At 65.9% G+C, this 25,282-nt stretch carries 24 protein-coding genes and 1 pseudogene; 17 read left to right on the forward strand and 8 right to left on the reverse strand.

What is annotated here, in order from left to right; translation table 11 throughout:
- Positions 1-167 precede the first annotated feature (167 nt).
- Positions 168-1,493: a sigma-54 interaction domain-containing protein gene (locus EP379_RS13155; RefSeq protein ID WP_172600487.1), complete on the reverse strand. Its 1,326-nt coding sequence runs from the start codon at positions 1,491-1,493 to the stop codon at positions 168-170.
- 238 nt (positions 1,494-1,731) lie between these two features.
- On the opposite strand from EP379_RS13155, the gene cydP reads away from it, so the two are divergent.
- The 5 genes from cydP to EP379_RS13180 all read left to right on the forward strand — a co-directional run bounded on the left by cydP (position 1,732) and on the right by EP379_RS13180 (position 5,365).
- Positions 1,732-1,914 carry a cytochrome oxidase putative small subunit CydP gene (cydP, locus tag EP379_RS13160; RefSeq protein ID WP_127478237.1) on the forward strand — a complete coding sequence of 61 codons (183 nt, stop codon included), beginning with the start codon at positions 1,732-1,734 and terminating at the stop codon, positions 1,912-1,914.
- A 13-nt stretch (positions 1,915-1,927) separates the two neighbouring features.
- On the forward strand, positions 1,928-3,538 hold the full coding sequence (locus tag EP379_RS13165; RefSeq protein ID WP_127478238.1) for a cytochrome ubiquinol oxidase subunit I: 1,611 nt from the start codon (positions 1,928-1,930) through the stop codon (positions 3,536-3,538).
- A 60-nt stretch (positions 3,539-3,598) separates the two neighbouring features.
- The gene (cydB, locus tag EP379_RS13170; protein WP_127478239.1) at positions 3,599-4,741 is read left to right on the forward strand and encodes a cytochrome d ubiquinol oxidase subunit II; all 1,143 of its coding nucleotides are present in this window, start codon (positions 3,599-3,601) and stop codon (positions 4,739-4,741) included.
- Positions 4,742-4,940: 199 nt separating this feature from the next.
- Entirely contained in the window at positions 4,941-5,057 is a 117-nt protein-coding gene (cydX, locus tag EP379_RS13175) for a cytochrome bd-I oxidase subunit CydX (protein ID WP_127478931.1), read from the forward strand.
- Complete coding sequence (locus EP379_RS13180) at positions 5,054-5,365, forward strand: cyd operon YbgE family protein (RefSeq protein WP_127478240.1); 312 nt, start codon at positions 5,054-5,056, stop codon at positions 5,363-5,365. Before cydX ends, EP379_RS13180 begins: the two co-directional genes overlap by 4 nt.
- A gap of 138 nt (positions 5,366-5,503) precedes the next feature.
- On the opposite strand, the gene EP379_RS13185 is transcribed toward EP379_RS13180, so the two are convergent.
- The 6 genes from EP379_RS13185 to murU all read right to left on the reverse strand — a co-directional run bounded on the left by EP379_RS13185 (position 5,504) and on the right by murU (position 11,040).
- Positions 5,504-7,543 (reverse strand): TonB-dependent copper receptor, encoded by a 2,040-nt coding sequence (locus EP379_RS13185; RefSeq protein ID WP_127478241.1) that lies wholly within the window; start codon positions 7,541-7,543, stop codon positions 5,504-5,506.
- A gap of 151 nt (positions 7,544-7,694) precedes the next feature.
- The gene (locus tag EP379_RS13190) at positions 7,695-8,075 is read right to left on the reverse strand and encodes a NifB/NifX family molybdenum-iron cluster-binding protein (RefSeq protein ID WP_127478242.1); all 381 of its coding nucleotides are present in this window, start codon (positions 8,073-8,075) and stop codon (positions 7,695-7,697) included.
- A gap of 10 nt (positions 8,076-8,085) precedes the next feature.
- Positions 8,086-8,478, reverse strand: coding sequence for a DUF6858 family protein (locus EP379_RS13195; protein WP_127478243.1), 393 nt, complete (start codon positions 8,476-8,478; stop codon positions 8,086-8,088).
- A 56-nt stretch (positions 8,479-8,534) separates the two neighbouring features.
- Positions 8,535-9,497 (reverse strand): SLAC1 anion channel family protein, encoded by a 963-nt coding sequence (locus EP379_RS13200; protein WP_127478244.1) that lies wholly within the window; start codon positions 9,495-9,497, stop codon positions 8,535-8,537.
- A 111-nt stretch (positions 9,498-9,608) separates the two neighbouring features.
- Positions 9,609-10,313 (reverse strand): Crp/Fnr family transcriptional regulator, encoded by a 705-nt coding sequence (locus EP379_RS13205; RefSeq protein WP_127478245.1) that lies wholly within the window; start codon positions 10,311-10,313, stop codon positions 9,609-9,611.
- A 10-nt stretch (positions 10,314-10,323) separates the two neighbouring features.
- Positions 10,324-11,040, reverse strand: a complete 717-nt coding sequence (gene murU, locus EP379_RS13210; protein WP_127478246.1) for an N-acetylmuramate alpha-1-phosphate uridylyltransferase MurU — start codon at positions 11,038-11,040, stop codon at positions 10,324-10,326.
- Between the two features lie 105 nt (positions 11,041-11,145).
- Here murU and EP379_RS13215 point away from each other — a divergent pair, with 105 nt between their 5' ends.
- The 3 genes from EP379_RS13215 (at position 11,146) to EP379_RS13225 (ending at position 14,877) form a co-directional block, all read left to right on the forward strand.
- Entirely contained in the window at positions 11,146-12,543 is a 1,398-nt protein-coding gene (locus tag EP379_RS13215; protein ID WP_172600488.1) for an HDOD domain-containing protein, read from the forward strand.
- A 379-nt stretch (positions 12,544-12,922) separates the two neighbouring features.
- Positions 12,923-14,326 (forward strand): HDOD domain-containing protein, encoded by a 1,404-nt coding sequence (locus EP379_RS13220; protein ID WP_127478248.1) that lies wholly within the window; start codon positions 12,923-12,925, stop codon positions 14,324-14,326.
- 113 nt (positions 14,327-14,439) lie between these two features.
- Positions 14,440-14,877, forward strand: a complete 438-nt coding sequence (locus tag EP379_RS13225; protein ID WP_127478249.1) for a tetratricopeptide repeat protein — start codon at positions 14,440-14,442, stop codon at positions 14,875-14,877.
- A gap of 235 nt (positions 14,878-15,112) precedes the next feature.
- On the opposite strand, the gene EP379_RS13230 is transcribed toward EP379_RS13225, so the two are convergent.
- Positions 15,113-16,123, reverse strand: a complete 1,011-nt coding sequence (locus EP379_RS13230; RefSeq protein WP_127478250.1) for an aminoglycoside phosphotransferase family protein — start codon at positions 16,121-16,123, stop codon at positions 15,113-15,115.
- A gap of 75 nt (positions 16,124-16,198) precedes the next feature.
- Between EP379_RS13230 and EP379_RS13235 the strand changes: the two genes are divergently transcribed.
- The 9 genes and pseudogenes from EP379_RS13235 to glk all read left to right on the forward strand — a co-directional run bounded on the left by EP379_RS13235 (position 16,199) and on the right by glk (position 25,277).
- Positions 16,199-18,391 (forward strand): LPS-assembly protein LptD, encoded by a 2,193-nt coding sequence (locus EP379_RS13235; RefSeq protein ID WP_127478251.1) that lies wholly within the window; start codon positions 16,199-16,201, stop codon positions 18,389-18,391.
- Positions 18,392-18,457: 66 nt separating this feature from the next.
- A complete protein-coding gene (locus EP379_RS13240; protein ID WP_127478252.1) occupies positions 18,458-19,744 on the forward strand; it encodes a peptidylprolyl isomerase in 1,287 nt (428 codons plus the stop codon).
- A 120-nt stretch (positions 19,745-19,864) separates the two neighbouring features.
- Positions 19,865-20,854, forward strand: a complete 990-nt coding sequence (gene pdxA / locus EP379_RS13245; protein WP_127478253.1) for a 4-hydroxythreonine-4-phosphate dehydrogenase PdxA — start codon at positions 19,865-19,867, stop codon at positions 20,852-20,854.
- An 83-nt stretch (positions 20,855-20,937) separates the two neighbouring features.
- Positions 20,938-21,714: a 16S rRNA (adenine(1518)-N(6)/adenine(1519)-N(6))-dimethyltransferase RsmA gene (rsmA, locus tag EP379_RS13250; RefSeq protein WP_127478254.1), complete on the forward strand. Its 777-nt coding sequence runs from the start codon at positions 20,938-20,940 to the stop codon at positions 21,712-21,714.
- 77 nt (positions 21,715-21,791) lie between these two features.
- Positions 21,792-22,166: pseudogene (locus EP379_RS17040) on the forward strand (chemotaxis protein CheW); the annotation flags it as partial.
- A gap of 649 nt (positions 22,167-22,815) precedes the next feature.
- Positions 22,816-23,199 (forward strand): LysM peptidoglycan-binding domain-containing protein, encoded by a 384-nt coding sequence (locus EP379_RS16545; protein ID WP_232024027.1) that lies wholly within the window; start codon positions 22,816-22,818, stop codon positions 23,197-23,199.
- A gap of 61 nt (positions 23,200-23,260) precedes the next feature.
- Positions 23,261-23,536 carry a late competence development ComFB family protein gene (locus EP379_RS13270; protein WP_127478255.1) on the forward strand — a complete coding sequence of 92 codons (276 nt, stop codon included), beginning with the start codon at positions 23,261-23,263 and terminating at the stop codon, positions 23,534-23,536.
- A complete protein-coding gene (pgl, locus tag EP379_RS13275) occupies positions 23,520-24,266 on the forward strand; it encodes a 6-phosphogluconolactonase (protein ID WP_172600489.1) in 747 nt (248 codons plus the stop codon). Before EP379_RS13270 ends, pgl begins: the two co-directional genes overlap by 17 nt.
- 6 nt (positions 24,267-24,272) lie before the next feature.
- Entirely contained in the window at positions 24,273-25,277 is a 1,005-nt protein-coding gene (gene glk / locus EP379_RS13280) for a glucokinase (protein ID WP_127478257.1), read from the forward strand.
- Positions 25,278-25,282: the final 5 nt, after the last annotated feature.

Here is a 25,282-nt window from a genome sequence, read left to right on the forward strand (position 1 = left end):
CAGGATGGACTTATTCAGACCTTCCTTAGCACAGATACTGCCAAAGCCTCACGCCGCTGTCTGTAGGCATATGCCTACAGCGTCCTCTTCCGGCTTCCGCACTGTCGTGGAAAAAATTCCCCCTCCCGGCCTCCCCCACTGTCGTGGTGGAGGAGTAGGCGGAGAGGTTATTTCTCGCGCAGTTCGCGCAGCTTGCGGTAGAGGGTGCGTTCGGACAGGCCGAGCTGGTCGGCGAGGGCGCGCTTGTCGCCCTGGAAACGGGCCAGGGCCCAGAGCAGGTAGCGGTGCTCCACTTCTTCCAGCGGGATCACTTCGCCGAACAGGGCACCGCGCAGGGGGCGGGCCTCGCCGTCGAGGCAGCATTCTTCGGGCAGGTGTTCCGGCTGGATCACCTTGCCGTCGCAGAGCAGGGCGGCGCGTTCGAGGATGTTGCGCAGTTCGCGGATGTTGCCGGGGAAGCTGTAGCTGCGCAGGCAGGCCAGCGCGGCATCGCCGAGGCGTAGGCGGCGTTCGCCGGAGACGCGTTGCAGCATGCTTTCGGCGAGCAGCGGTATATCTTCGATGCGATCGCGCAGGGCGGGCAGCAGGATGGGGAAGGCGTTGATACGGTAGAACAGGTCGCGGCGGAAGGTGCCGGCCTCCACCATGGCCTTGAGGTCGCGGTGGGTGGCGCAGACCAGGCGGAAGTCGGCCTTCTGTGGCTCGATGCCGCCGACGCGGCGGAAGGTGCCGCTCTCCAGCAGGCGCAGCAGCTTGACCTGTTGCGCCAGGGGGATTTCGCCGATTTCGTCGAGGAACAGGGTGCCGCCGCGCGCCGCCTCCACCAGGCCGTACTTGCGCGTCTGCGCGCCGGTGAAGGCGCCCTTCTCGTGGCCGAACAGTTCGCTCTCGAACAGGGTTTCGGTCAGGCCGGTGCAGTCCACCGGGACGAAGGGGCCGTTGCGGCGCACACTGGCCTCGTGCACCGCCTGGGCGATGAGTTCCTTGCCGGTACCGGATTCGCCCAGCAGCAGCACGGTGCTGTCGCTGGTGGCGACGCGCTGCACCAGTTCCAGCGCCTTGTTGAAGGCGGGCGAGCGCCCCACCAGGCCGCCGGCCTTGGGGATGGGACTCGCCAGGCGGCTGATGCGCATGCGTTCGAGCAGGAACTGGATGTTGCCGGCGGCGTCGTGGATCGGCGTCATCTCCACATCCACGTGCTCCTCGCCGTTGGGGGTGTGGTGCAGATGCAGCACACGCTGCGGCGAATTGCTGGCCACCGCGTTCTTCAGCGGGCAGTTCTCGCCGGCCTGGTCGCAGGGGATGGTGTAGTGGTGCGACACCTCGTAGCAGAAGCGGGTCTTGAGCGAGTGGCCGTCGCCGTAGGTGCGGCGGTAGGACTGGTTGGTGGCGAGGATGCGGTAGTCGGCACTGAGCAGGGAGGCCGGTTCGCTGAACACGTCGAGCATGGACAGCAGCTCTGGCGCTATTTCGTTCGGAGGACTGTTCGCCATGGGAATCTCCGCCAATTGCGTCAATTGGCATGCAGTATATGTCACCTGCGGCACAGCACCCATTGATTATTGTCAATCAACCGGCTGCTTGATTCACATATTGGCAGTCGCATTATTTGACTTATGGCAATGAAAAACCGGGCGATTTCCTGAACCGCCCCTGCCGCCTCTGCCCTGCTGGCACAGCCGTTGCTCTTACCGGGTGTGGCAACACGCTGCAAGCCGAGGGACAGCCGCCATGTTTTCCAACCCGCTGGTACGCGAGATCGCCGTGGTGCTGGTGATCAAGCTGATCTTCATCTACGCGCTGTGGTTCGCCTTCTTCCGCCCGGGAGAGGTGCGTCCGCCGCTGGGGGAAGAACTCGGCCACGCCTTGCTGTTCTCCGGCCGCGCGCCGGAGCCGATTAAGCCCCAACCCTGAGAGGAGATACGGCATGCTTTCGGAAAGTGTCGTCGACCTGTCGCGGCTGCAGTTCGCAGCCACTGCGATGTATCACTTCATCTTCGTCCCGCTGACGCTGGGATTGTCCTTCCTGCTGGTGATCATGGAGTCGGTCTATGTCATGACCGGCAAGCCGATCTACAAGGACATGACCAAGTTCTGGGGCAAACTGTTCGGCATCAACTTCGCCCTCGGCGTCACCACCGGCATCACCATGGAGTTTCAGTTCGGCACCAACTGGGCCTACTACTCCCACTACGTCGGCGACATCTTCGGTGCGCCGCTGGCCATCGAGGGCCTGATGGCCTTCTTCCTGGAGTCCACCTTCATCGGTCTGTTCTTCTTCGGCTGGGAGCGGCTCACCAAACGCCAGCATCTGCTGGTCACCTTCCTCACCGCGTTCGGCTCCAACATGTCGGCGCTGTGGATCCTGGTCGCCAACGGCTGGATGCAAAACCCGGTGGGCGCCGACTTCAGCTATGAAACCATGCGCATGGAGATGACCTCCTTCGCCGAGCTGCTGTTGAATCCCGTGGCGCAGGTGAAATTCGTACACACCGTGTCCGCCGGCTATGTCACCGGCGCCATGTTCGTGCTGGCGATCTCCGCCTGGTACATGCTGAAGAAACGCGATCTGGAATTCGCCCGCCGTTCCTTCGCCATCGCCGCCGCCTTCGGCCTCGCCTCGGCGCTCTCGGTGGTGGTGCTGGGCGACGAGTCCGGCTACGAGCTGGGCGACGTGCAAAAGGTGAAGCTGGCCGCCATCGAGGCGGAATGGGAGACCCATCCGGCCCCGGCCGCATTCACGCTGTTCGGCTTCCCCGATCAGGAGAATGAAACCACGCACGCCGCCATCAAGATCCCCTACGCGCTGGGCCTCATCGCCACCCGCTCCACCGACGAGGAGGTCAAGGGCATCCGTGACCTCAAGGTCGAACACGAGGCGCGCATCCGCAACGGCATGGTGGCCTATGACCTGCTCACCAAACTGCGCGGCGGCCAGACCGACGACGCCACCAAGGCGGCCTTCGAGGCGGTGAAGAAGGATCTCGGCTACGGTCTGCTGCTGAAGAAGTACACGCCCGACGTGGTCGATGCCACGGAGGAGCAGATCCGCCTGGCGGTGAACGACACCATTCCACGCGTCGCGCCGCTGTTCTGGAGCTTCCGCGTGATGGTGCTACTTGGCTTCTGGTTCATCGTGCTGTTCGCGCTCGCCTTCTGGTACTGCGCCAAGCGCACCGCCGGGCAGAAGCCCTGGCTGCTGCGGGCCGCGCTGTGGTCGTTGCCGCTGCCGTGGATCGCCAGCGAGGTGGGCTGGTTCGTCGCCGAGTACGGCCGCCAGCCCTGGTCCATCGGCGAGGTGTTGCCGACGCGCCTGTCCACTTCCGTATTGAGCGAAGGCGACCTGTGGTTCTCCCTCGCCGGCTTCATCGGCTTCTACACCCTGCTGCTGGTCGTCGAGATGTATCTGATGTTCAAGTACGCCCGCCTCGGCCCGTCGAGCCTGGGCACCGGGAAATACCATTTTGAAAGCAAGGCAATCCAACGCAAAGACGCCGACAGCGCCAAGGACGCAAAGTTGGCCGATGCGATCTCTTGATCCAGACATCTTTGCGTTCTTCGCGTCCATTGCGTCTTTGCGTTGAAAGGGGTTTATAAAATGGTCCTTGATTACGAAACATTGAAACTGGTGTGGTGGGTGCTGGTGGGCGTGCTGCTCATCGGCTTCGCGGTCACCGACGGCTTCGACATGGGCGTCGGCGCGCTGCTGCCCTTCCTCGGCAAGAACGATGACGAACGCCGCGTGATCATCAACACCGTCGGCCCGCACTGGGACGGCAACCAGGTGTGGTTCATCACCGCCGGCGGCGCCATCTTCGCGGCCTGGCCGGCGGTGTATGCGGCGGCCTTCTCCGGCTTCTACATCGCCATGCTCCTGGTGCTGTTCGCGCTGTTCTTCCGCCCGGTGGGTTTCGACTACCGCTCCAAGGTGGCCGACCCGCGCTGGCGCAACACCTGGGACTGGGGACTGTTCGTCGGCGGCGCGGTGCCGGCGCTGCTGTTCGGTGTCGCCTTCGGCAACGTGATCCTCGGCGTGCCGTTCCAGCTCGACGAGTTCCTGCGCCCGAGCTACACCGGCAACTTCTTCGGCCTGCTGCGTCCTTTCGCCCTGCTCGCCGGCGTGGTGTCGCTGTCGATGCTGGTGATGCACGGTGCGGTGTGGCTACAGATGCGCACCGCCGATCCCATCGAATCGCGCGCCCGCCAAGCGGCACAGATTGCCGGTGCGGTGATGATCGTGGCCTTCGCCGGTGCCGGCCTGTGGCTCGCGACGGGCGTGGATGGCTATCGCATCGTCAGCATGCCACCCACTGACGCACTGCCCAACCCCATGGCCAAGACGGTGGCGATCGCCTCCGGCGCCTGGTTCGATAACTACGGCAAGTATCCGTGGATGATGATTGCACCGGCCCTCGGCCTCGGCGGCGCGCTGCTCACCATCCTGCTCGCCAGCGTGCGCCGTCCGGGCCTGGCCTTCGTCACCAGTTCGCTGGCAATGGCCGGCGTGATCCTCACGGCGGGCTTTTCCATGTTCCCGTTCGTGATGCCGTCCAACACCGTGCCCAATGCCTCGCTCACGGTTTGGGATGCGCCGTCCAGCCACCTGACCCTGACGGTGATGTTCTGGGCCGCCGCGATCTTCGTGCCCATCATCCTTGCCTACACCACCTGGACCTACAAATCCATGTGGGGCAAGTTGACGGTGGAATATGTGCGCAAGCACGACCACGAGGCGTATTGAGTAACCCCTTTAAACGCAAAGACGCGAAGAGCGCAAAGGACGCAAAGGTTTGTCCTTGCTTTGCGCCGCAGACGTTTGCAGCGTAACAGCATGCACTTACACGCGCATCGCCGACGTCAGGACACGAACAAGAACCTCTGCGCTCTTTGCGTCCTTTGCGTCTTTGCGTTGAACGGCTTTTAAAACAGGAGATATGACGATGTGGTACTTCACCTGGATACTCGGCGTTTTGCTGGCCTGTGCCTTCGGCGTGATCAACGTGATGTGGCTGGAGTCGGAAATGTCCGCCGACCAGCGCGATGACAGCTGCGCATGATCGCGCTGCGGCAGGACAGCGGCACCGTGACCATCCCCTATCCCAATCCCCTGCCGGCGCGCCTGCTGTCGCTGGCGCTGGCGGTGGGCCTGGCGGTGCTGCTCCTGGTTTATCCACGTGCCGTTGCAAGCAGCATCGGCGACGTGCAGCACGGCCTGCTCACCCTGCTGATGTGGGGCATGGCCACAGGCTTCGTGCACGGTGTCGGTTTCGTGCCGCGGCTGTGGCCCTGGCGGTTGCTGTTCCACCCGCTGCTGGGCTGGGCCCTGATGGGTTGCGCTGCATGGGGGGTGCTGCTGAACGGCTGAGGCAACACGCAGTTGATGCCGGTGCACGGTGCGCACGCTGTGATGGTTCTCTCCCTGGTGGGCGACCACCCCGGCCCATGGACGGGCCTCTTTGAATCAAACGGTAAGCTGCACGTCCCTGTGCAGCCACCTTCCTGATCAGTCCAACTTGATGCTGGCCTTGATCCAGTAGTTGCGGCCCGGCTCGTTGACACGGGTGGTCTGCTCGTAGCCGGTGATCATCACGCTGTTTCCGGCTCGGCTGATGTGCTCGGCATAGGTCTGATCCGTCACGTTATCGATGCCGGCAGACACCAGCACCGTCTTGTTCGGCTTCCAGGAGCCGTTGATGGACAGCACGGTGAAACCGTCGGTTGTGCCGATATCCTGGCCGACGATATTGCCGGCGCCGACATCCACACGATCCTGCCGGGCCACCTTGCGCACCAGACCGCCCAACGACCAGGTGCCGGTGCTGTATTCCGCCCCCAGATGCAGTTCCAGCGGCGGCAGCTGCGCCAGCGGCGTGTTGTCGGTGGCGTTGTTGCCCTGCACATAGGCCAGCGAGCCGTCCAGCTTCCAGCGGCCCGAGGTCCATGCCAGTCCCGCCTCGGTACCCCAGGTGTTGGCAGCGACGTTGCGCACGATGGCAGTGCCTTCCTTGCCGGGGAACTGGGTGTCGATCAGGATGTAGTCGTCGATCTGGTTGATGAAGCCGGCGACGGAGAGATGCCACGGCCCCGCCTCACGGATCATACCGACGTCAAGCTGGGTAACCTTCTCCGGCCTGGTGAGGAAGGCGCTGATGGTGGTCTCGCTCTGCTTGTTGGCCGAGATCAGTTCCCAGTAGTCCGGGAAGCGCTCGCTGTGGCCGATACCGACGTAACCGGTGGTGCCGGCGGAGAAGTCGTGCTCGTGGCGCAGGAAACCGCTGGCCAGCGTCTTGTCGCGCGCCATATTGGCGGTCGGATTGGGCACGCTCATCATGCCCACCCGCACCGTGGCGCGCTTGTCCTCGGCATGCCACTGGTCGGCGCGCAGACCGGTGACGATGCGATCCACATCCCCCGCCAGATACTCGATTTCGCCGAAAACACCGATGTTGTCGAAGCGTGCATCCTCCACCCGCGCCATGTCCTCGTAGGGCATCATGGTCTGGTTCATGGTGCTGCGGATGGTGTGGATGTTGCGCTGCTGATCAATGCCGACAACGGCCTGGGTATCGGCGCCGGCACGCAGCGTCGTCGCCAGGCGCAGGCCGGTGGTCTCGCGGTCGGGATTCGATACCGCCGGATTGGGCATCATCATGCTCGGCGTGAAGGTGCGCAGCGAATAGTTGTCCATCACGTGGTCGACATAGTTGTAATAGGCGTGCGCCTGGACCTTCTCCACCACGTCCGAAACGTTGCGTCGCTCAAATTTGACGCCCCAGTTCTCACGCTCGAATTTTGTGCCGTCCATGCTGCGATCGGCATAGGCCGCCTCGCCGTCGCTGTTGACGGTGGACAACTCGACGGTGGTATCGGCATCCGGCGTCCAGCCCAGCGCCAGGTCATTGCTCCAGCGCTCGTATCTGGAATGCACCGTCTTGCCGTCACCATCCTCATAGTCATCCATCTCGGAACGAGTGACGCCGCCGCGCAGATAGAAGGATGCGCTGCCGCCGCTGGCGCTCAGCACCTGATCGTTGCGGCCAAAGCTGCCGAACAGCGCACTGCCGTAGGCATTCCAGCCGGGCGCGGTGAAACGAACCGGATCACGCTCGAACAGCACCGTGCCGGCGGAGCCCACCGGACCGTACAGCACGGTCTGCGGGCCCTTGATCACCGTCACCTTGTCGAAGGCTTCGGGATAGATGTAGGCGGTGGGCGGGTCCATGCGGTTGCCGCAACCGCCAAGGATCACCTCGCCGTCCTGCAGAATGGACACGCGCGAGGCCGCCATGCCGCGCAACACCGGATCACCATCGGTGCCGCCCTTGCGAATGACATTGAAGCCGGGAATGGTCTTCAGGTAATCGGCACCGTCATGGGCCGGCAGCGGCTGGCGCGGGGCCTTGGGATCGGTGACCACGGTGAGCGGCTCTTCCATCGCCGGCGCGGTAACGATTACGCTGCCCAGACTGACAGCGTCCTCTTCCGCCAGCGCGGTTTGATGGATGGCGCAAAGTACCGCCAGGGTAAGCATACGGTGCTGCATGTTTTCTCCCTTCGTTTTTGGATGAACACTCCGGGGAAGAGAGCAAGCACAGTGCCAAAGGCCAAGTCATTGGCGACAGGAAGGTTTTATGCATCCCCTTACAAACAGGGGTGAGGCATATGCCGCAAGCTACCGGCATATGCCGCAACCGTCAGTGATGATGACCGTGATCGTGCTGGTGGTCATGCCCGGCCATCTGCGCCGGGTCGATCGGTGGCAGATTGCCATCGGCATAGGCCTGCACCGCGGCCAGCGGATCTTCCAGCGTCGTCACCGCCACGCGGATGCCGCGCCCGGCGAGGCGGCGGGCAAAACCGGCGCCGCAGCTGGCGGTGAGCACGGCGGCGACGCCGTCGATCGGATGGGCGCCGTCGCCATGGAATTCGTGAAACGACAATTCCTTGGGCAGGTCGAGACGCTGCACCTCGCGCGGTGGGCTGTCGGCCTCGGCTTCATACACCAGGAAGCGGCGCGTCTTGCCGGCGTGGCCGGTGACGGTGCGGAAATTCTGGCTGGTCACTGCAATACGCATGGTTGTCACCTCACTTGTTCTTCAATGCCTTGACCCAGCTTTCCATCGCCTGATTGGCGCGCGGCATGGGTGCCTCCATGAAGGTGATGACGAACTTGTCGACCATCTCGGCGATGCCGATGGAACGCGGGCGCACGGCCAGCACGGCGGGACTGGGCAGCTTGACGCCGAAGCAGAAGATCAGGTTTTTGGCGTCGAGAATTTCTGGCGCGATCTCGCCCTCGGGCAAGGACTTGGTGTGGGCGTAGTGATCGAACACGCCGATGTACACCGCGTCCGGGGTTTCGTCGATGCGCGCCTTGAGGAAATCGATGATGGCATCCACCGAGGTGCCGGTGGTTTCATCCTTGCTGAGTTCGACGGTGAAAACGGGATACTTTTCCTGAAACAGCGCTTGCTTCATCGGAGTCGGCCTCGCATTGGGTTACATGGATTCAGTAAGCGGTGCTGCGGGGAGACTCAGTCTTCTGCCACACAGATTTCACCGCGCTTCACTGCCATGGCGGTGCGCAGCAGGAGCATGGCCAGCAGCACGGTCAGCACGACGAGCAGCACCCGCCCCAGCCACAGCAGCGGGCTGTGGCCGAGCTGCTGATACAGCGCGAAGGTGGCGATGGTGATCGCCGCCAGCGGGAAGGAGTAGGCCCACCAGGAAAGGAAAAACTTGAGGCGGGCGAAGCGCCGTACCTGGGTGAACAGCAGCAGGGTGATGAACAGGCCGGAGTAATACAGCAGGCGCGCGAACACATCGACACCGCCGGTCAGCTTCAGATAGGCGATAAAGCCCACCGCCGGCGGCGCGATGAGAATGAACAGCGTCGGCACCAGTTTGCCGGGTAGCGGAGAATGGAAAATGATGCGGTAGAAGACGATGGTCAACAGCACCAGCCAGAACAGCAGGCCGATGCTGAAGAAGAACCATGACACCTCGACATGGCCGTGGGCGACGCCGGCGATGGGCACCAGGATGTTGCCCACCACCGGGATGAACCAGGCCGGGTTCATGTGCTGGATCTGGAAGTGCTCGTGATTGATCCAGGCGCTCAGCACATAGAGGGTGAACAGCAGGTGCAGGGCACTGCCGCCCAGCCACAATAGTTCAGACAGGCCATGGCTCACTTCCAGCGTGGCGATGGACAGCAGCACCAGGCTGATGGAGATGGTGGGAAAGAAACTGAGCCGCACCGGGTGGTGCAGTTCCTTCAGGACTTCGGCGCGGTACAGCACCAGCTTGCTGCCGTAGGCGAGCAGCAGCACGGCGAACAGCAGGGCCGTGACCGCCAGCAGCACGTCGGCCACGCCGGAGAAGCCGTGCAGCACCTGCGCCTTTTCCCAGGCGATGGTGAGACCGGTCATGCCCATGACGGTGGCAAAGACGGATATGGGCAGGAATTTGAGACGCGGGGATGCTGACTCGTTCATGGGTTTACTCCACAGCAGGGGATTGAATCCCGACATGAATGGTAAATATCTGCGTCTGCTGACGCATTGATGGATCGCAATCGAGGGGGGTTACAGAACGCTGTGCGCGCGTTATTCGGCAGCGATCTGTTCCAGCATGGCACGGTCGCAGTGAAAACGGCCGGCCTGCTCGCTCAGCGCGCCGGCGCGCTTGAGCTCGGCCACCATACGGCTGGCCGATTCGGTGGTGATGCCGAGCATGGCACCCATGTCCTTGCGGCTGAACAGATTACACAGGCCGTCACCCGCCTCGTTGGACAAACGCAGCAACAGGCGTGCCACGCGCTGGCGCGCACTGCCGGTGCCGAGTTCGGTGAGCCAGGCATCGGCCTCGGACAGCGCCTGCTGCCAGCGCCGCATCAGCTCACGATAGAGTTGCGGGCTCTCCAGTTCGAGCCGGCGCACCACATCCACCGGGATGCGACATACCACGCTGTCCTGTTCGACGATGGCGTCATGCTGATAGGGCTGACCGAGCAGCGCCTCCAGACCGGTGACATCGGTGGAGCGCACCAGGCGCACGATGCGCTCGCCGCCATCGGGCAGGTATTGCACCAGCTTCACCAGTCCCTCGCGCACGGTAAAGATGGCGCGGCCGGGATCGCCCATGTGATACAGCGACTCGCCGCGCAGCATGTGCTGTTCATCGATGGCGTGCTGGATACGGCTGAGCAGTGCCGGCTCGATGCCGGCGAACAGCACCGACGCGCGCATGGTGCACAGACTGCAATCTGCGGTCGCGCACCACTCGGTCATCACGGGTTGGGTCAGTTTCATGTCGGGCTGTCTATCCTGGCGGGACGCCGCCGCGCCCCTCTGCCAATCCTGCCTCATTTTGCCCCATCACGGCCAGTCGCTGCGCCAGATCTGTCAGTCGCTGCGGGGTGCCGACATCGACCCACTGGCCGCGGTAATGCTCGCCGCTCACCTGCCCCCGCGCCATGGCATCGCGCAGCAGCGGCGCCAGCGGAAACTTGCCGTCCCGACAGCCGGCAAACAGCTCCGGCCGGTACACGCCGATGCCGCTGAAGGTCAGGCGCGGCCCCTCGCCGTCGCGCACGTGGCCGTCAGCCCCCAGCACGAAATCGCCGCCGGGATGCTGCGGCGGATTGTCCACCAGCACCAAATGGGCCAACCCGGCCGGCGCTGTCGGCAGGTGGTCATAGGGATAGTCGGTCCAGACATCGCCGTTCACCACCAGAAATGGCGCCGGTCCGAGCAGCGGCAGGGCGCGCAAGATGCCGCCCCCCGTCTCCAGTGCCTCCCCCTCGGCGGAATAGCGGATCTGCACGCCGTAGCGGCTGCCGTCGCCCAGGTACTCTTCGATCCGGCGGCCGAGGTGGGCATGGTTGATGACGAGTTCGCGGATGCCGGTCCGGGCCAGGGCCAGGATATGGTATTCGATGAGCGTGTGCGGCCCGGCCCGTAACAGGGGCTTCGGCGTATGGTCGGTCAGCGGCCGCAGGCGTTCACCGCGGCCGGCGGCGAGGATCATGGCTCTCATCGTGACAATGCGCCCGGATCGATTAGTCTAAGGGGACGGCGCGGCAGTCTAGCAGCATCGCCGCGCCATCGAATAGCGATAATAAGTAAGGGAAGGGACATCACCATGCAGGCCACCGAGCGCATCGCGACCTATCTCAAGATCCAGAAGGTGCCGTACCGCCTGCTGCCCCATCCGCCCACCGATACCCTGGAGCAGGCGGCGGCCGCCGCCGGCATCGAACTGCGGCAGATGGTGCGCGCCATGATGCTGGAAGACGAGGCCGGCCTGCTGATGGCGATCCTGCCCGCCGACTACCTGCTGGATTTCACCGAACTCAACCGCCTGCTCGGCCGCCGGCTGCAACCCGCCAGCCGGGCCCATCTCGACAGCGTCTTTCCCGACTGCGAACCCCGCTCCATCCCGCCGCTGGCCGAACCTTACGGCCTCACGGCGGTGGTGGACGAGCAGATATCTTTGATGCAGGACGTCTGTTTCGAGCCGGGCAGCCATACCCACCTGCTGTGCATGGAAGGCGGCCTGTTCGACTGGCTGCACCAGGATGCCCGGCGCGGCGTGTTCTCCCACCCGGCCCAGGCCCTGACCCGGCCCAACACCTACACCTTCACCATGCCCGACGGCGCCGGCCTGAAAAAACTGCACCCGGTGGAGAACATGGAACAACGCGTGCGCGCCCTGCAGTCCCTGCCGCCGCTGCCCGGGGCTGCCCGCCGCCTGCTTCTGCTGCGCGACCACCCCGCCCCCACCCTGGCCGAACTGACCGCGATCATCACCCTCGACCCCGGCCTGCCGCCCCTGCTGGAGCACTACGCCCGCGCCGGCCATTACGGCTACCACGGCAAGGTGGAGAACCTGCGCGATGCCATCGGCGTGCTCGGCATCGACGCCACGCTGCACATGGCCCTGGGCCTGAGTGCCGTGCGCCATCTGCGCGCCCCGGTGGACGGCCCGCTGGGCCTGCACGGCTACTGGCGCCATGCCGTGCACACCGCCACCCTGGCCGCGGCCCTCAACGCCCTGCTGCCCCCGGCCAGCCGCTCCCGCGCCGGCCACGCCTACCTGGCCGGCCTGCTGCACGATTTCGGCTTCCTCGCCCTCGGCCACCTGTTCAAGGCCGAGTTCTTCCTGCTCAACAAAGTGGTGGCCGCCAACCCGGACGTGCCGGTAACCCTGATCGAGAAGCGTGTGCTCGGCTTCGAGCACACCCAACTGGGTAGCTGGGCCCTGGGCCACTGGCAGTTCCCGCCCGCCGTGATCACTGCAGCCCGGGAACACCACAACGAGTTCTACCGCGCCGAACATGCCAGCCTCGCCAATTTGGTCCTTGTGGCCGAGCATCTGCTCAAGGCCAGCCAGTTCAGCGACGCCGCCGCCGACGAGCCGCCCCCGGCCATCTACACCGCCCTCGGCCTGGCCCCCGCCCGTGCCCACGAGCTGGCCGTCCGGGTACTGGAGCATGGCGCCTACGCCCTGGACGATATGGCCCGCACCCTGGCCGGCTGACCCCGACAGGGCGGGATGTCGACCAGTTCACATTCCTGCACCCCGTTCGAACCTAGTCTTCCTTCCTAAGGAAGGTCTGAATAAGTCCATCCTGGACTTCTCAGACCACGCCAAGCGAACAGTGTGATTTTCGCTTGGCTTCATTTTTCAACGACTTATCGTCGTTGAAAAATGGCGGCACATCCCTGTGCCGCGGAAGCTCTGAACTTATTCAGAGCTTCCCTAAGGCCACTGATCTTTTGCGTTCATGCGCATGAGTAAGTGGTTACCAGCAAAATCAGAGAGCCGGGGATCGCCCCACCACCGGGTAACACCCGGAACGACACCCCGCCGATAGCCTACCATTTAGGTAGGAGTTTGGAGGAGGAGCAGCAGCACCATGAGACGGCACAACCGCATCGAGCCCTATCTCAGCGCGCAGGGTATTCCCTACCGGCTGCTTCCCCATGCCCCGACCCGCACCCTGATCGAGGCCGCCCTCAGCGCCAAGGTGGATTACCGGCTGATGGTACGGGCGGTGATGCTGGAGGACGAGCATGGCATGCTGATGGCGGTACTCCCCGCCAGCCATATGCTGGATTTCGCCCGGCTGTGTCAGCAGTTGGGGCGCAAACTGCATCCGCTGCCGCAGGAACGCCTGGCCGGGATCTTTACCGATTGCGAGCCGGGTTCCGTGCCACCGTTGCCGCAGCCCTACAATCTGCCCGCCATCATCGACGAACAGATCCCGCGGATGCCCCGTGTCTGTTTCGAACCGGGTGACCACCAGACCCTGGCGCTACTGGCCGGTGCCGACTTCATGCGCCTGCACGCCCAGTCGCGCCGCCTCGCCATCGCCCGCCCGGCCGCCAGCCTCGCCGGACACAGTGAATTCGAATTTGTCAGCAACGAGCCCCTGCCGGCGCTGCAGGGACTGCACCCGGGCGGCGATCTGCAGCAGCGCATCACTACCCTGTCCTCGCTGCCGCCGTTGCCCCAGTCCACGCAACGATTGCTGCGGTTACGCAACAACCCCAGGGGCACCATCGCCGAACTGGCGGATATCGTCGCCACCGACCCGCTGCTGGCGGCGCAGGTGATCCGCTATGCCCGCTCCGCCTATTACGGCTACCGCGGCCGGGTCGAGTCCCTGCACGATGCCATCACCCAGGTGCTGGGCTTCGACATGGTGCTGCACATGGCGCTGGGGCTGAGCGCCTCCCGCGCCCTGCGCCTGCCTGCCGACGGTCCCCTCGGCCAGCGCGCCTTCTGGCGCCATTCGGTCTACACCGCCGGACTCGCCCAGGCCCTCAACACCCTGCTGCCGCCGGCCACCCGCGGCAAGCCCGGCCTGGTGTATCTGGCCGGCCTGCTGCACGACGTCGGCTTTGCGGTGCTGGGCCACTTGTTCCAGCCCGAGTTCTACCTGCTCAACAAGGCCGTGGCCACCAACCCGCACATCCCGGTCACCCTGCTGGAGAAGCGGTTGCTGGGCGTGGAGCACACCCAACTGGGCGGCTGGCTGCTGGAAGGCTGGGACATGCCGGAGGAAGTCAGCGTCGCCGCACGGGAGCACCACAACGAGACCTATGGCGGCGAACACACCACCTACGCCAATCTAGTGCTGGCAGCGGACCATCTGCTGCGCGGCCACCAACCCAGCGATGCCGCCGGCGACAAGGTGCCACCGGCCGTCCTCACCGCCCTCGGCCTGGACCTGCGCCGGGTCACCGAGGTCACCGACAAGGTGCTGGAAGAGTCCCGCCCCGGCCTGGATGAAATGGCCGGCATCATGGCCGCCTGATCCCCCGCGTCCCGGCGCGGGTTACACTGCATACGGCTGGCACCCAAATGTTGACAACAATCGTCAACATTTGTACGGTAGCGCCATTCTGACCGAACCCACGGAGTTTCCCCATGAATGCACTCGACGACGCCGACATGGAGCTCGGCAGCGGTATCGCCGCCTTCGAAGGCAAGCACTTTGCCACCGCCATGCAGCTGCTCTCGCCCCTCGCCGCGGCCGGCAATGCCGAGGCGCAGTACCGTGTCGCCATCATGTTGCAGAACGGCCTGATCGGCAGCCCCAACCTGGAAGAGGCCTCGCGCTGGATGATGGCCGCCGCCAATCAGGGCCACGCCATGGCCCAGCACGGCGTCGGCTTCATGTACCTGGAAGGCGAAGGCATGGAGAAGAATCCGGCCGAGGCGGCGGTCTGGTTCCGCAAGGCCGCCGATCACGGCCTGGCCGGTTCGCTCACCACCCTGGCGATGATGTACGAGCAGGGCCTCGGCGTACCGCAGGATGCCGCCAAGGCGAAGGAGTTGTACAAACAGGCCGGCTTCGACATGTAATCACCGCCGACCGGCCGGAGAGAAAATGCCCCGTCAGCGGGGCGTTTCGCTGTCTACGGCTGCCCCTGACGCTGGCCATCATGCGCTCGAACCCGGCGCGGATGGTCACCAGGGTGTCCTGCTGGAACGGGTACTGAAAGCTGCGCGTACGCCACCAAACTCCACCAGCCGCACCGGCAAGGCCAGGAGCAGTCTTTTCCCCACGCAACTCCCCGGTGTTTGCCGTTGTTCCCCTTCATCCCGCCGCCGGCACCCGCTCGTCGAGCAGCGTCCGCAACGGCGCCAGCTCACTGTAGCGCCCCGCCACCTCGCGCACATAGCCCAGGGTGCGCGGGATGTCCTTGAGGTAGCCGGGCTTGCCGTCGCGGTGGTTGAGGCGGGCGAAGATGCCGGTGGCCTTGAGGTGGCGTTGCACGCCCATCCAGTCGAACCAGCGCAGGAAGCGCTCCTCGTCGCGCCCGCGCAGGATGCCGCTGTCGATGGCCAGTTCCTGGTAGCCCAGCGCCCAGGCCTCCACCTGCGCCCGCGGCCAGGCGATGTAACAATCGCGCAGCAGCGATACCAGGTCGTAGGTCACCGGACCATGGACCGCGTCCTGGAAATCGAGGATGCCGGGGTTGTGTGGCGCCACCATCAGGTTGCGCGAATGGTAGTCGCGGTGCACCGCCACCTTTGGCTGCTCCAGCGCCGACTGCGCCAGCCTGCGGAAGGTGTCGTCCAGCAGGCGCTGCTCCGCCGCGCTCAGCGCGAGCCCCAGATGGCGCCCGAGATACCACTCGCGGAACAGTTCCATCTCGCGCAGCAGCAAGGCCTCGTCGTAGGGCGGCAGGTCTTCCTGCTGCGGTCCGCAGGCCTGCAGGGTGAGCAGCGCCCCCATGGCATCCCCGTACAGACGGCCGACGCTGGCCTCGTTGAGGGAAGAGAGATATTGCTCGCTGCCGAGATCGGACAGCAGCAGGAAGCCCTGCGCCAGGTCCTCGGCCAGGATCTCCGGCACATGCAGGCCGATGGCGTGCAGGGCGCGGGCGATGCGCACAAAGGGGCGACTGTCTTCCTTGTCCGGCGGTGCGTCCATCACGATGCGGCTCTCACCGTCGAAGCGGATGCGGAAATAGCGGCGGAAGCTGGCATCGGACGAGGCCGGGGCGATGTCGTAGGCCGGTAGGCCCAGCCCGCGGCTCAGCCAGTGGTTCAGTTGTTCCAGACGTTGCGGCACGGTGGCACTCTCTCGGGAAAAGTGCGCCATTATAGCGGTTCCGCAATTGAAGCCCGTGACGTTCTGTGCCAACTTAGCGGGCCGCAACCATCAACCCGACGCCCCGTGACCATTCAGCGCCCATCCTCCCCTCTCCTCCTTGCCCTGTTGCTGGCCCTGCTGCCGGCAACGCTGCAGGCGCAGGAGCCGGAACAGGATGACCGCTGGAGCCTGTGCCGCCCCTCCGGCGAAATCATCCCCCTGCCGGAGCTGGGACCGAAGGAGGACGGCGCGACGCACATCTCCGCCGATCGCGGCACCTCGGAGGGCGAGGGAATCAGCCATTTCAGCGGTGACGTGGTGATGCTGCAGAGCGGCCGGCGCATCGAGGCCGACGAGGCGCGCTACGACCAGGCCAACGACCTGCTCAACCTCGACGGCAATGTGCGGCTCTACACCGACAACATGGCCCTGAACGGCAACCGGGCCAGCTTGCGTCCCGACAGCGACAGCGGCGAGATACACGACGCGCAGTACCACTTCCGCAGCAACCATGCCTTCGGCAGCGCCGATGTCATCATCATGCGCGACCCCGAGCACACCGAGCTGTCCGGCGCCACCTACACCACCTGCGATCCGGACAAGGTGGACTGGCTGCTCAAGGCGCGCCAGATCGATCTGGACGAGAGCACCAACACCGGCGAGGCGCGCCACCTGACGGTGGAGTTCAAGGGCGTGCCGTTTCTCTACCTGCCCTACCTCAATTTTCCGCTCAAGGGACGCAAGACCGGCCTGCTGCCGCCGACCCTCGGCAGCAGCGACAAGACCGGCACCGACATCAGCGTGCCCTGGTACTGGAACATCGCCCCCAACTACGATGCGACGCTGACACCGCGCTACATGAGCGCGCGCGGCACCCAGTTGCAGGGTGAATTCCGCTACCTGCATCCCGGCAACCGCGGCCAGCTCAACATGGAGATGCTGCCCGGCGATGACCGCTACAACAACGAGGACCGCAGCTACACGTCCTATCAGCACAACGGACGCTTTGGCGAAGGCTGGACCAACACCATCGTCTACAACGGCGTATCCGACACCGACTATTTCAACGACCTCGGCAACAGCCAGGCGCGCGCCAGCACCACCCACCTGGAACGCCGCGTCGACCTCGCCTATCGCGGCATCGGCTGGGACTTCCGCGGCCGCGTGCAGGACTATCAGGCGCTGAGTGGCAGCGAACCCTACCAGCGCCTGCCGCAGCTGCGCCTCAATGCCGCCAGCCCACACCGCCGCGACACCCTGCAATACACCCTGGCCAGCGAACTGGTGCACTTCGCCCACGACGAGCGCGCGCCCACTGGCAACCGCATGGATCTGACGCCGGGCATCAGCCTGCCCCTGGAAGGCACTGCCTGGTTTCTCACCCCGCGCTTCGCCCTGCGCCACACCCAGTACCAATTACAGAATCAGCTCGGCGACGAAACACCGACGCGCACCACCCCCATCACCAGCCTCGACGGCGGCCTGTTCTTCGAGCGCGAGCTGAGCCTGGGCGAGCGGCCGGTGCTGCAAACCCTGGAGCCGCGCCTGTATTACCTCTATGTGCCCTACCGCGATCAGGATGAGCTGCCGCGCTTCGATACCGGCGAATACGACTTCACCTTCGCCCAGCTGTTCCGCGACAACCGTTTCAGCGGCCCCGACCGCCAGGGCGATGCCAACCAGATCACCCTGGCCCTCACCAGCCGCCTGCTGGATCAGCACTCCGGCAACGAACTGCTGCGCGCCAGCATCGGCCAGATCCGCTACTTCGCCGATCGCCGCGTCACCCTGACCGGCAGCGAACCCATCGAACGGCAGACCTCCGACATCGTGGCGGAACTGGGGGTCAAGCCGGTGCCCGACCTCGACCTGGCCGCCACCACGCGCTGGAACCCGGAGGATGAGCGCGGCGAAGTGCTCACCGGGCGCGCCCGCTATGCTCCCGATCAGAACCACCTGCTCAGCTTCGACTACCGCTACCGCCGCGATCAGGAACTGCGCCAGACCGATATCGTCGCCTACTGGCCGCTGACCCCGCGCTGGCGCGTGCTCGGCCGCTGGAACTACGACCTGCAGCTGGAACGCAGCCTGGAGACCGTGGCCGGCGTGGCCTGGGAGGACTGCTGCTGGGCGCTGCATTTCGCCGTGCGCCAGCGCCTCGACACCGTCAGCTTCGAGTCCAACAACAGTTTCATGCTCACCCTGGAGCTGAAGGGCCTGTCCAGCCTGGGCAAGCGCCTGGAAGACGAACTGGAAACCTTCCAGACACGGCAGTAAGCCCGGCCTCCGGCCCGGATCGCGTCCGTGGTATCCTTGGCCGCCTGTGATTTCCGGAATCCCCCAATGAAACGCATCATCCTCCTTGCCGCCCTGCTCGGCGGCCTGCTGTCCGCCCTTCCCCTCCACGCCGCCAAGGTGGTGGAACTGAACCGCATCGTGGCGGTGGTCAACGACGAGGCAATCACCAACCTCGAACTGGAAAAGCGGCTGCAGAGCATCCTGGTGCAATTGCGCCAGAACGGCACCGCCCTGCCGCCCATGGAGATCCTGCGCCGTCAGGTGCTGGAACGCCTGATCATCGAACGCCTGCAACTCGCCCTCGCCGCCGACCGCGGCGTGCGCGTGGACGACGAAACCCTCAACGAAGTGATCACGCGCATCGCCGCACAGAACCAGCTGTCGCCGCAGCAGTTCCGCGCCGCCCTCGAACGCGACGGCGGCGACTTCGCCGAGTTCCGCGAGGAGGTGCGCCACGAGATCATCATGAGCAACCTGCGCGCGCGCGAGGTGGAGAGCCGCATCGAAGTGACGCCGCAGGAGGTGGACGACTTCCTCGCCCGCCAGGCCGCCGGCGGCGGCCTGGACACGGAGTACCACCTCGGCCACATCCTCATCGCCGTACCGGAAGGCGCCTCGCCGGAACAGGTGCAGACGGCCCGCGCCAAGGCACAGGAGGTGCTGGAGCAGTTACGTGCCGGCGCCGACTTCCGCCAGATGGCCATTACCCACTCCGCCGGCCAGCAGGCCCTGCAGGGCGGCGACCTCGGCTGGCGCAAGGGCGGCCAGTTGCCCACCCTGTTTGCCGACAGCGTGCTGCGCCTGGCGCCGGGTGAGGTGAGCGAGCCGCTACGCAGCTCCAGCGGCTTTCACATCATCAAGCTGATTGACAAGCGCGGCGAACAGCGCGAGTACGTGACGCAGACCCACGCCCGCCACATCCTCATCCGCAGCACCGCGCTGGTAGCGGACACCGAGGCGCGCGCCAGGCTGGAACGCCTGCGCGAACGCATCCTGCAGGGCGAGGACTTCGCCGAACTGGCCCGCGCCAATTCCGAAGACCCCGGTTCCGGCGCCAAGGGCGGCGATCTCGGCTGGGCCAATCCCGGCACCTTCGTCGGCCCCTTCGAACAGGCCATGAACAAACTGCAGCCCGGCGAGATCAGCGAACCGTTCCGCAGCCAGTTCGGCTGGCACATCGTGCAGGTGATCGAACGGCGCCAGCGCGACAGCACCGAGGAGCTCAAGCGCGCCCGCGCCCACGACGCCATCCGCCAGCGCAAGATCGAGGAAGAAACCCAGGACTGGCTGCGCCGCCTGCGTGACGAGGCGTATGTCGAATACAAAGATTAGTTACAAGATACAAGTGGCAAGATACAAGTGAACGAACTCGCTGCGCTCATGCTGAAACAACGATGCATAACCCACACCCGATGTGTGTGAGCCCGCATTCATTCGCGGATTGAGTCTCTCATGACAGCCATCCCGCGTATTGCCTTCACCCCCGGCGAGCCGGCCGGCATCGGCCCCGACCTCGCCGTACTGCTGGCGCAGCAGCCGCAGGCGGCCGAGATCGTCGCCGTGGCCGATCCCGAACTGCTGTTGCAGCGCGCCCATCAACGCGGCGTGCCGCTGCAACTGCGTGAAGTCGACCTCGCCGCCGCGCCGCAGGTGAATGCGCCGGGCACGCTGAGCGTGCTGCCGGTGCCGCTGGCAGAGCCGGTCGTGGCGGGCAGGCTGGAGCCGGCCAATGCCCCCTGCGTGCTGGAGACGCTGCGCCGCGCCACCGCGCTGTGCCAGCAGGGGCACTGCGCCGCCCTGGTCACCGGCCCGGTGCACAAGGGCGTCATCAACGACGCCGGCGTCCCCTTCACCGGCCACACCGAATTTCTGGCTGAGCTGACCCGCACGCCGCGCGTGGTGATGATGCTGGCCACGCCCGGCCTGCGCGTGGCCCTCGCCACCACCCACCTGCCGCTGCGCGCGGTGGCCGATGCCATCACCCCGCACCTGCTGCGCGAGGTCATCGGCATCCTGCATCACGACCTGCGCACGAAATTCGGCATCGCCCAGCCGCGCATCCTGATCTGCGGCCTCAATCCGCATGCCGGCGAGGGCGGCCATCTGGGGCGTGAGGAGATCGAGGTGATCGAACCGGTGCTGGCCACCCTGCGCCCTACCGGCATGCATCTCACCGGACCGCTGCCCGCCGACACCCTGTTCACCCCGCGCCACCTGGAACACGCCGATGCCGTGCTCGCCATGTATCACGATCAGGGCCTGCCGGTGCTCAAGCACAAGGGCTTCGGCCGCGCCGTCAACATCACCCTCGGCCTGCCCATCGTGCGCACCTCCGTCGACCATGGCACCGCCCTGGAGCTGGCGGGCAGCGGTGCCGTCGATTTGGGCAGCCTGCAGTACGCCATCGAGGTGGCGTTGCAACAAGTCGCAAGTCGCAAGTGACAAGTTGCATACGGGGATGCACGCGCTACGCGCGACTGTTTTTGCTGTTACTTGCAACTTGAAACCTGGAACTTGAGACTTCGATGGAACATCGCGCCCGCAAACGCTTCGGCCAGAACTTCCTGCACGATCGCCATGTCATCGATCGCATCGTGCGCGCCATCCATCCCAAGGCCGGCGAGCGGCTGGTGGAGATCGGCCCCGGCCTCGGTGCGCTGACCCTGCCGCTGCTGCAGGCCGCCGGCCGGCTGGAGGTGGTGGAGCTGGACCGCGACCTGATCCCCAAGCTGGAGCAACAATGCGCCGGGCAGGGCGAACTCATCATCCACAGCGCCGACGCGCTCAAGTTCGATTTCTGCGCCCTGGCCCGGAGCGGCAAGTTGCGCCTCGCCGGCAACCTGCCCTACAACATCTCCACGCCGCTCATCTTCCATCTGCTCGAACAGGCCCACTGCATCGACGACATGCACTTCATGCTGCAAAAGGAGGTGGTGGAGCGGCTGGCGGCGAAACCCGACACCAGCGACTACGGCCGTCTCAGCGTGATGGTGCAGTATCGCTGCAAGGTGGAGAGGCTATTCCTCGTGCCGCCCGGCGCCTTCACCCCGGCCCCCAAGGTGGACTCCGCCATCGTGCGCCTGGAGCCCTACGCCGCGCCGCCGGTGGATGTCGATGCCGGCGTCCTGGAAAGGCTGGTGGCCCAGGCCTTCAGCCAGCGCCGCAAGACCCTGCGCAACACCCTCAAGGGCCTGCTCGATGCCGCCGCCATCGAGGCCGCCGGCATCGACCCGCAGCGCCGTGCCGAAACCCTCAGCCTGGAGGAGTTCGCCGCCCTGGCGCGGCATGTCGCCGGCGGCTGAGGCCGTCTGCCGCCACAGGGAAGTGGGCTCCGCGTCAAGGTCGCTGACCGCCGGCCGTTATACTCTGGGGGCACAGCATGACAGCAACCACTCACTCATCCACCGGGGCAACGGCGCACTGGCTGATCTTCCGTATCGGCCGTGTCGCCTGTGCCGTGCCGGCCCTGTCGGTGGCCAGCATCCTGCCGCTGCCGGAACACATCACCGCCATCCCCGGTGCCGATGCCGGCAGCCCCGGCCTGTTCCATCACGGCAACGGCACGGTGGCCATCATCGACCTGCGCCACCGCTTCGGCCGCGATGTGCTCGACCCGCAGCGCGGCCGCCTGCTGCTCGGCAAGGTGGGCAGCGGCAACTATGCCTTCTGGGTGGACAGCATCGTCGGCCTCGCCGATGCCGCCCAGGTGCGGCCAGCCGCGCTGCCGCCGGAACTGCCCCACAACGTCTTCAGCGCGGCACTGCGTTATCAGAATGAACTCGTCCTGTGCAGCGACCTGGCCCCCCTGCTCGCCATGCGCGATGCCGGCGGCCTGCGCCATCTGGTGTGTGCCGTGCCGCCGCCGCCAGCACCGGCCGCATCAGCACCGGCGGCTGCAGTCGCCCGGCCTCCGGCGCCCTCGCCAGCGGCGACCGCAGCACCGGCCGCCACAGCCGATTCAAGAAACACGCCACGGCCGCTCCCGCCGCCGGCTCCGCAACGCACGCCCCCGCCCCCGGCAGCCGCGCCGCGCCCTGTGCCGGCCAGGAGCCCCGCCCCCACCGTCCCCAGCCGCCCGGCGGTCACGCCGTCGCCGTCGGCCCCGGCCGCCCCTCCGCCGCGCCCTGTACCGGCCTCCGCCCCCCGGCAACCGCGCCCCGCCTCCACACCCCCCTCCGCCGAGGGAGGCAACGGCCTACACTGCACCGCCGCCCCCGGCGTCCACCAGCCGCCCCTGGCCGCTGATACTGGCGCTGGCCCTGCTCGCCGTCGCCATCGGCTATCTCCTCCGGCCGCAGGCGGAGAAAGCCACCCCACCGGCCCCACCCGTCGCCCGGGTGACGCCGGCGGCGGCGCCCGCCCCGGAAGCGGAGCCGCGCCCCGTGCCGCCATCGGAACCGGCGGTGGCAGCCGCCCCCCCGGCCAGCCCGATCTTTCAGGGCGAGGGCATCCAGGTGGAACAGAACGGCGAGGAGATCACCATCGTCATCGAGCGCGCCCGCCCGGAGGCTGCCCCCGAACCGGAGCCCGACACCGCCGCACCGCATGACACCACCGCCGGCCCGGCGGCTCTGCCGGCGGCGCAACCCGTCGGCGAACCTGCCCCGCCGGAGCCGGAGCCGCAGCAGATGTACGTCCACACCGTGGTCAGGGGCGACACCCTGTGGGCCATCGCGGAACGTTACCTCGACGATCCCTGGCGCTACAAGGAGCTGGCACAACTGAGCCGCATCAAAAATCCCGATCTGATCTACCCGGGTAACAAGGTGCGCATCATCATCCGCTGAGCGGCAGGCGGGCAGGAATGCTAAACTGCAGACACCTCCCACCCGGTCACGGAAGCGCGCGATGAACTTCGAGAACATCCATAACTATTACGAAAAACTGGTGCTGGAACATCTGCAGGATGCCCTGACCAAGCAGCAGGGCATCACCGATCAGGACCTGCTGGAAGACGTGGCCTGTGTCGCCCTCAACCGCCTGCCCACCCGCTACGTGCGCCATGACGTGGACACGGCCTTCTTCACCAGCGACGAGGAATGGCAGCGCATGGAAAAACAGGTGGCGGCGGCGGTGGCGGCGGCCCTCGACTATGTGCGCGAACGCGGTGACATGCGCGACTGATCATGTCCCGTCCGGCCCCCAGCTCCACATCCTGCCGGATACTGATGCACTGTATCGTGCAGCGGCGGAGCGACTGCTGGAACTGGGCAACCAGACCCTCGCCCAACGCGATGCCTTTCACCTCGCCCTCGCCGGCGGCGCCACGCCGCAGGGACTGTATGCCCTGCTGGCCAGACAGCCGGAACGCCTCGACTGGTCCCGGGTGCATCTGTATTTCGGTGATGAGCGCGGCGTGCCGCCGGAACACCGCGACAGCAACTACCGCATGGTGCGGGAGGCCCTGCTCGACCCTCTGCCGGTCGCGCCGCAGGTACACCGCATCGCCGGCGAACTGGCGCCGGAACAGGCCGCTGCCGACTATGCCGCACTGTTGCGCCACCACCTCCCGGCAGACGGCTTCGATCTGCTGCTGCTCGGCCTCGGCCCCGACGGCCACATTGCCTCGCTGTTTCCCGGCAGCGACGCGCTCAACCAGCGCAAACAGACCGTGGTGGCCGACTACGTGCCCAAGCTCGACAGCTGGCGCATCACCCTTACCCTGCCGGCGCTCAACCGCGCCCGCCATGTGATGCTGCTGGTGAGCGGCGCCCGCAAGGCCGACGTGGTGCGCCACGTGCTGCGCAACATCGCCCACGCCAATCCGCTGCCGGTGGAAATGCTGCGCCCGAAGGGGCAACTGGAGTGGTTCGTCGATGCCCAGGCCGCGCGCCACATCACCCCCAGAAGCTGAGCCGGCATGACCCTGTTACGCGTCCTCGCCGCCGACATCGGCGGCACCAAGACCCTGCTGCAACTGGCGGAGTTCCTGCCCGGCGCCGTGCGGCCGCAGCGTGTGCTGCGCGAGGCGCGCTACGCCAGCGCCGACCATAACGATATCATACCGCTGCTCGATGACTTCCTGCGCGGCGATACAGCACCGCTGCACGGCGTCTGCCTCGCCGTGGCCGGCCCGGTGCAGGGCGAGGCGCCGCGACAGACGGCGCAACTCACCAACCTCCCCTGGCAACTCGATGCGCAACGCCTCGCCACCCATCTCGGTGCGCCGGTGGTGTTCAGCAACGATTTCGAGGCCATCGGCCACGGCATCGCCGCGCTGCGGCCCGATGAGCTATGCACCCTGCACGAGGCCCCCGCCCGGTCACGGGCGCCACGCGTGGTGCTCGGCGCCGGTACCGGTCTCGGCGTGGCACTGCTCATACCCTGTGCCGATCGCTATGAGGTATTCCCCACCGAGGCCGGCCACATCGATTTCGGTGGCGGCGATGAACTGCAGGACGGCCTGCTCGCCTTCCTGCGTGCCGAGTTCGGCCACGTCTCGTGGGAACGCGTCGTCTCCGGCCCGGGGCTGGTGAACATCTACCGCTATCTGTTGGCACACGACGGGGCCAGTGACACGACGGGACTGTTGCTCGCACCCGATCCGGCGGCGGCCATCGCCAGTGCGGCGGATGCCCGTGCCAACGCCGCATTGGCACTGTTTACACGCCTCTACGGCGCCATCGCCGGCAATCTGGCCCTGGCCTGCCTGGCACGCGGCGGCGTGTATCTCGCCGGCGGCATCGCCGCCAAGATCCTGCCGCACTTGCAACAGGGCGGCTTCGCCCACAGTTACACCGACAAAGGCCGCATGCGTCCGGTGGTGGAAGACATCCCGGTGCATGTGGTGACCAATCCGCAGATCGGATTGCTCGGCGCCCTGCTGGTGGCCGCGCGCCGGGCTAACAGCCTTTCGAACTCATGAAACAG

This window comes from Sulfurivermis fontis (genome assembly GCF_004001245.1).
Taxonomy (GTDB): domain Bacteria; phylum Pseudomonadota; class Gammaproteobacteria; order Thiohalomonadales; family Thiohalomonadaceae; genus Sulfurivermis; species Sulfurivermis fontis.

Coding starts and splice junctions, on each gene's coding strand:
- glk (WP_127478257.1), top strand. CDS start 24,273: ATGACCCTGTTACGCGTCCTCGCCGCCGACATCGGCGGCACCAAGACC.
- EP379_RS13200 (WP_127478244.1), bottom strand. CDS start 9,497: ATGAACGAGTCAGCATCCCCGCGTCTCAAATTCCTGCCCATATCCGTC.
- EP379_RS13165 (WP_127478238.1), top strand. CDS start 1,928: ATGCTTTCGGAAAGTGTCGTCGACCTGTCGCGGCTGCAGTTCGCAGCC.
- EP379_RS13155 (WP_172600487.1), bottom strand. CDS start 1,493: ATGGCGAACAGTCCTCCGAACGAAATAGCGCCAGAGCTGCTGTCCATG.
- pdxA (WP_127478253.1), top strand. CDS start 19,865: ATGACAGCCATCCCGCGTATTGCCTTCACCCCCGGCGAGCCGGCCGGC.
- EP379_RS13185 (WP_127478241.1), bottom strand. CDS start 7,543: ATGCAGCACCGTATGCTTACCCTGGCGGTACTTTGCGCCATCCATCAA.
- EP379_RS13205 (WP_127478245.1), bottom strand. CDS start 10,313: ATGAAACTGACCCAACCCGTGATGACCGAGTGGTGCGCGACCGCAGAT.
- EP379_RS13180 (WP_127478240.1), top strand. CDS start 5,054: ATGATCGCGCTGCGGCAGGACAGCGGCACCGTGACCATCCCCTATCCC.
- EP379_RS13225 (WP_127478249.1), top strand. CDS start 14,440: ATGAATGCACTCGACGACGCCGACATGGAGCTCGGCAGCGGTATCGCC.
- EP379_RS13190 (WP_127478242.1), bottom strand. CDS start 8,075: ATGCGTATTGCAGTGACCAGCCAGAATTTCCGCACCGTCACCGGCCAC.
- EP379_RS13230 (WP_127478250.1), bottom strand. CDS start 16,123: ATGGCGCACTTTTCCCGAGAGAGTGCCACCGTGCCGCAACGTCTGGAA.
- EP379_RS13240 (WP_127478252.1), top strand. CDS start 18,458: ATGAAACGCATCATCCTCCTTGCCGCCCTGCTCGGCGGCCTGCTGTCC.
- murU (WP_127478246.1), bottom strand. CDS start 11,040: ATGAGAGCCATGATCCTCGCCGCCGGCCGCGGTGAACGCCTGCGGCCG.
- rsmA (WP_127478254.1), top strand. CDS start 20,938: ATGGAACATCGCGCCCGCAAACGCTTCGGCCAGAACTTCCTGCACGAT.
- EP379_RS13195 (WP_127478243.1), bottom strand. CDS start 8,478: ATGAAGCAAGCGCTGTTTCAGGAAAAGTATCCCGTTTTCACCGTCGAA.
- EP379_RS13270 (WP_127478255.1), top strand. CDS start 23,261: ATGAACTTCGAGAACATCCATAACTATTACGAAAAACTGGTGCTGGAA.
- EP379_RS13215 (WP_172600488.1), top strand. CDS start 11,146: ATGCAGGCCACCGAGCGCATCGCGACCTATCTCAAGATCCAGAAGGTG.
- cydX (WP_127478931.1), top strand. CDS start 4,941: ATGTGGTACTTCACCTGGATACTCGGCGTTTTGCTGGCCTGTGCCTTC.
- cydB (WP_127478239.1), top strand. CDS start 3,599: ATGGTCCTTGATTACGAAACATTGAAACTGGTGTGGTGGGTGCTGGTG.
- EP379_RS13220 (WP_127478248.1), top strand. CDS start 12,923: ATGAGACGGCACAACCGCATCGAGCCCTATCTCAGCGCGCAGGGTATT.
- cydP (WP_127478237.1), top strand. CDS start 1,732: ATGTTTTCCAACCCGCTGGTACGCGAGATCGCCGTGGTGCTGGTGATC.